The sequence below is a fragment of the Pseudomonas sp. R62 genome (assembly GCF_000257605.1).
GTDB lineage: Bacteria > Pseudomonadota > Gammaproteobacteria > Pseudomonadales > Pseudomonadaceae > Aquipseudomonas > Aquipseudomonas atacamensis.
Map to the genome: position 1 here is coordinate 235,384 of NZ_JH635999.1, position 5,142 is coordinate 240,525.

3 protein-coding genes and 1 pseudogene are annotated in these 5,142 nt (G+C 61.4%); all 4 read right to left on the bottom strand.

The annotated features are described in order from the left end of the window. Positions 1 to 24 precede the first annotated feature (24 nt). Positions 25 to 1,329, bottom strand: a complete 1,305-nt coding sequence (gene guaD / locus OQK_RS19445) for a guanine deaminase (protein ID WP_016773846.1) — start codon at positions 1,327 to 1,329, stop codon at positions 25 to 27. 13 nt (positions 1,330 to 1,342) lie between these two features. Continuing rightward, positions 1,343 to 2,200 carry a xanthine dehydrogenase accessory protein XdhC gene (gene xdhC, locus OQK_RS19450; protein WP_016773847.1) on the bottom strand — a complete coding sequence of 286 codons (858 nt, stop codon included), beginning with the start codon at positions 2,198 to 2,200 and terminating at the stop codon, positions 1,343 to 1,345. 126 nt (positions 2,201 to 2,326) lie between these two features. Beyond that, entirely contained in the window at positions 2,327 to 4,720 is a 2,394-nt protein-coding gene (xdhB, locus tag OQK_RS19455) for a xanthine dehydrogenase molybdopterin binding subunit (protein ID WP_016773848.1), read from the bottom strand. Next, positions 4,713 to 5,142, bottom strand: a pseudogene (locus OQK_RS19460) (xanthine dehydrogenase small subunit); the annotation flags it as partial. The pseudogene OQK_RS19460 and the gene xdhB, both read right to left, overlap by 8 nt.

Sequence of the window (5,142 nt, forward strand, 5' to 3'; positions counted from 1 at the left end):
GTGGGGACGATCAGTGCGAAGAGGTTAGCGCTGATGCACCAGCGCCCCCGCAGCGTAAGTCTGCTGCACCGTCCGGTCATCGCCCAAGGTCATCAACACAAACAACGTCTCGGCAATGTTATTGGACTGCTTCAAGCGATAACTCAGCAGCGGCGTGGCGTTGTAATCCAGCACCAGGAAGTCGGCATCCGAACCCGGTTGCAGGTTACCGATCTTGTCTTCCAGGCGCAGCGCCCGCGCACCACCCAAGGTCGCCAGGTACAGCGACTTGAACGGGCTCAACCGCGCGCCCTGCAGTTGCATGACCTTGTAGGCTTCGTTGAGGGTTTGCAGCAGCGAGAAACTGGTGCCGCCGCCGACGTCGGTGCCAAGGCCGACATTGAGCTTGTGTTTCTCGGCCATCGGCAGGTTGAACAGGCCGCTGCCGAGGAACAGGTTCGAGGTCGGGCAGAACGAGATCGCCGAGCCGGTTTCCGCCAGTCGCGCGCATTCTTCGTCACACAGGTGCACGCCGTGGGCGAATACCGAGCGTTCGCCGAGCAATTGGTAATGATCGTAGACGTCGAGGTAGCCCTTGCGCTCCGGGAACAGCTCCTTGACCCACTCGATCTCCTTGAGGTTTTCGCTGATGTGGGTCTGCATATACAGATCCGGGTATTCAGTCAGCAATTGCCCGGCGAGGGTCAGTTGTTCCGGGGTGCTGGTGGGGGCGAAGCGCGGTGTCACCGCATAGTGCAAGCGGCCCTTGCCGTGCCAGCGCTCGATCAGCGCCTTGCTGTCGACGTAGCTGGATTCGGCGGTATCGACCAGATAATCCGGGGCATTGCGGTCCATCATCACCTTGCCGGCGATCATGCGCAGATCAAGCTTTTCCGCCGCTTCAAAAAACGAATTGACTGATTGCGGGTGCACGCTGCCGAACACCAGCGCCGTGGTGGTGCCGTTGCGCAGCAGTTCCTTGATGAAAATATCGGCCACTTCGTCGGCGTGGGCCTTATCACCAAACTGGCTTTCGCAGGGAAAGGTGTAGGTGTTCAGCCAGTCGAGCAGTTGCTCGCCGTAGGAGCCGACCATGCCGGTCTGCGGCAGGTGAATGTGTGTGTCGATAAAGCCCGGTGTGATCAGCGCATCCTGATAATGGTTGATCTCGATATCTGCCGGCAGGGTTGGCAGCAGTTCGCTGGCGTGGCCGAGGGCACTGATCTTGCCGTCGTCGACCACCAGCAGGCCGTCCTCGAAATATTCATAGGAGGCTTCGATGCCGACTTCGGCAGGGTCGGCAATGCTGTGCAGAATGGCGGCGCGGTAGGCTTTGCGAGTCAGAGGCATGAGGGTTCTCTAATCAGTTTGAGGCTTTGAGTTTGGCGGCCTGACTGCGGCGCGAGGCGGGCAGCAATCGGGCAATCGGTTCGGCGCGGGCGCTGTGCTGGCCGAAATTGGCGTTGTAAGTGGCGATGATTTCGCCGGCGATGGAAATGGCGATTTCCACAGGCAATTTGCCTTTGACTTCGCCGATGCCCATCGGGCAGCGCATGCGCTGCACCACGCTCGGGTCGAAACCACGATCACGCAGACGGTGTTCGAACTTGGCGCGTTTGGTTTTCGAGCCGATCAGGCCGAACCAGGTGAAATCGTTGCGCTTGAGAATCGCCGCGGTCAGTTCCAGATCGAGCTGATGATTGTGGGTCATGACGATGCAGTAGCTGCCGGCGGGCAGGTCATCGACTTCATCCACCGGCTCTTCGCTGACGATTTTACGCACGCCGTGGGGGATGTGGTCGGGGAACTCGGCCTCGCGCGAATCGATCCAGCGCACCCGGCAGGGCAGGCTGGCCAGCAGCGGCACGAGGGCGCGACCGACGTGGCCGGCACCGAACACGGCAATCTGCGCCTGCACCTGGCCCATCGGTTCGAACAGCAACACCGTGGCGCCGCCGCAACACTGGCCGAGGCTGGCACCGAGACTGAAGCGCTCCAGATGGGTGTCCTGCTTGCCGCTGGCGAGCATCTCGCGGGCGATCTGCATGGCTTTGAATTCCAGATGCCCGCCACCGATGGTGTCGAACAGGCGGTCGGCACTGACGACCATTTTCGAGCCGGCGTTGCGTGGCGTCGAGCCGAGTTCTTCGATGATCGTCACCAGCACACAGGGCTCGCCCTGATTCTGCAGGTCGGCGAGGGCGTCGATCCAGTTGTACATACACACCTCTCAGATCGTTCCCACGCTCTGCGTGGGAATGCATCACTGGACGCTCCGCGTCCGCTGTTCAGGATGCGACGCAGAGCGTCGCGGGCTGCATTCCCACACAGAGCGTGGGAACGATCATCAAACAACCGCGGTTTCAGCTTCGACAGCTTTCACCGCTTTGAGCTGGCGCATCTGCTCGCAGCCCCACAACACTCGCTCCGGCGTGGCCGGCGCATCGATCTTCGGCTGATGCTGATAATCACCGAGACTCGCCACCGCGTCCTTGATCGCGCACCACGCGGCGATGCCGAGCATGAACGGCGGTTCACCGACGGCTTTGGAATGGAACACCGTGTCTTCCGGGTTCTTGCGGTTTTCCACCAGTTTCACCCGCAGATCCAGCGGCATGTCCGCCACCGCCGGGATCTTGTAGCTGGCCGGGCCGTTGGTCATCAGCTTGCCCTTGTTGTTCCAGACCAGCTCTTCCATGGTCAGCCAGCCCATGCCCTGGACGAAACCGCCCTCGACCTGACCGATGTCGATCGACGGGTTCAGCGAGGCGCCGACGTCGTGCAGGATGTCGGTGCGCAGCATCTTGTACTCGCCGGTCAGGGTGTCGACGATCACTTCGCAGCAGGCTGCGCCGAAAGCGAAGTAATAGAACGGACGCCCACGGGCCTGACTGCGGTCGTAATAGATTTTCGGGGTCTTGTAGAAGCCAGTGCTGGACAGCGAGACCTGATTGAAATACGCCTGCTGGATCAGCGCTTCGAAGGTCAGAATCTGCTCGCGCACCCGCACGTGGCCGTTGCGGAATTCGACGTCTTCTTCGCTGACCTTGTAGTGCCGCGCGGCGAATTCGACCAGGCGTTGCTTGATGGTCTGTGCTGCGTTCTGCGCGGCTTTGCCGTTCAGGTCGGCGCCGCTGGAAGCAGCGGTCGGAGAGGTGTTCGGCACTTTGTCGGTGTTGGTCGCAGTGATCTGCACACGATCGATTTCAACCTGGAACACTTCCGCCACGACCTGGGCGACTTTGGTATTCAGGCCCTGACCCATTTCCGTACCGCCGTGGTTCAAGTGGATGCTGCCGTCGGTGTAGATGTGAATCAGCGCACCGGCCTGATTGAGGAAACTGGCGGTGAAGGAAATGCCGAATTTCACCGGGGTCAGCGCCAGGCCTTTTTTGAGGATCGGGCTGTTGGCGTTGTAGCGACGGATCGCTTCGCGGCGCTCGGCGTACTGGCTGCTTTCTTCCAGTTCGGCGGTCATCTCTTCGAGCATGTTGTGCTCGACGGTCTGGTAGTAGTGGGTGACGTTGCGCTCGGTCTTGCCGTAGTAGTTGGCCTTGCGCACCGCCAGCGGGTCGAGCTTCAGGTGCCGGGCAATCGCATCCATCACTTCTTCGATGGCGACCATGCCTTGCGGGCCACCGAAACCACGATAAGCGGTGTTCGAGGCGGTGTTGGTCTTGCAACGGTGACCGTTGATGGTGGCATCGCCGAGATAGTAGGAGTTGTCCGAGTGGAACATCGCCCGGTCAACGATCGAAGCAGACAAGTCCGGCGAGCAGCCGCAGTTGCCGGCCAGCTCCATGTTGATCCCGTGCAGACGGCCGCTGCTGTCGAAGCCGACGTCGTATTCAACGTAGAACGGGTGGCGCTTGCCGGTCATCAGCATGTCTTCGACGCGCGGCAGGCGCATCTTGGTCGGTTGGCCGGTGAGGTGCGCGACCACCGCGCACAGGCACGCCGGGCTCGCGGCCTGGGTTTCCTTGCCACCGAAACCACCGCCCATGCGGCGCATGTCGACGACGATCTTGTTCATCGACACGTCGAGCACTTCGGCGACCAGTTTCTGCACTTCGGTCGGGTTCTGCGTCGAGCAGTAGACGATCATGCCGCCGTCTTCAGTGGGCATCACCGAGGAGATTTGTGTCTCCAGATAGAAGTGCTCCTGGCCGCCGATGTGCAACGTGCCCTGAATACGGTGTTCCGCCGTGGCCAGTGCAGAGGCCGAGTCGCCGCGCTGGTGGGTGTGGCTGTCGAGCACGAAATGGCGTTTGCGCAGGGCTTCGACGACGTCGAGCACCGGTTCCAGATCTTCGTATTCGATGATCGCCGCCATTGCTGCCTTGCGCGCGGTCTCCAGGTCTTTCGCCGCGACTGCCAGCACCGGCTGGCCGACGAACTGCACGTCATCGATGGCCAGCAGCGGGTCGCCCGGCATCAGCGGGCCGATGTCTTTCAGGCCCGGCACGTCTTCGTGGGTAATGACAATGCGCACGCCTTCGAAGGCGTAGCACGGCGACGTGTCGATGCTGAGGATTTTCGCGTGGGCGCGGTCCGACAGGCGCGCATACAGGTGCAACTGGTTGGGGAATTCCAGGCGATCGTCGATGTACTGCGCTTCACCGGACACATGCTTGGCGGCGCTGTCGTGCTTGACGCTGCGGCCGACACCGGTGGTCAGATCCTTGGCGAACAATTCGGCCAATTCAGCCTGGGTCTTCTCTACGGCGTGATGATTAGACATAAGCGGTCACCCGAGTCTCGATGTGCGGTGTTTGCAGTTCGATGAAGTATTTGCGCAGCAGGTTCTGCGCGCTGAGCAGGCGATATTCCTTGCTGGCGCGGAAGTCCGAGAGCGGTGTGAAATCTTCGGCCAGCGCGGCGCAGGCGCGCTCGATCACCGCGTTGTTGAACGGCGCGCCTTGCAACACGGCTTCGCAGTGCGCAGCGCGTTTCGGAATCGCCGCCATGCCGCCGAAGGCCACCCGGGCGTCGGCGATCACGCCGTTTTCCACGCGCAGATTGAAGGCAGCGCAGACGGCGGAGATGTCGTCGTCCAGGCGCTTTGACACTTTATAGGCACGGAACAGCTGCTCGGCGCTGGCGCGCGGGACGATGATTTTTTCGATGAACTCGCTTTCCTGGCGCGCGGTGACGCGGTAGTCG

Excerpts from the sequence above, each read along its gene's own strand:
- guaD (WP_016773846.1), bottom strand. The coding sequence starts at position 1,329 with ATGCCTCTGACTCGCAAAGCCTACCGCGCCGCCATTCTGCACAGCATT.
- xdhC (WP_016773847.1), bottom strand. The coding sequence starts at position 2,200 with ATGTACAACTGGATCGACGCCCTCGCCGACCTGCAGAATCAGGGCGAG.
- xdhB (WP_016773848.1), bottom strand. The coding sequence starts at position 4,720 with ATGTCTAATCATCACGCCGTAGAGAAGACCCAGGCTGAATTGGCCGAA.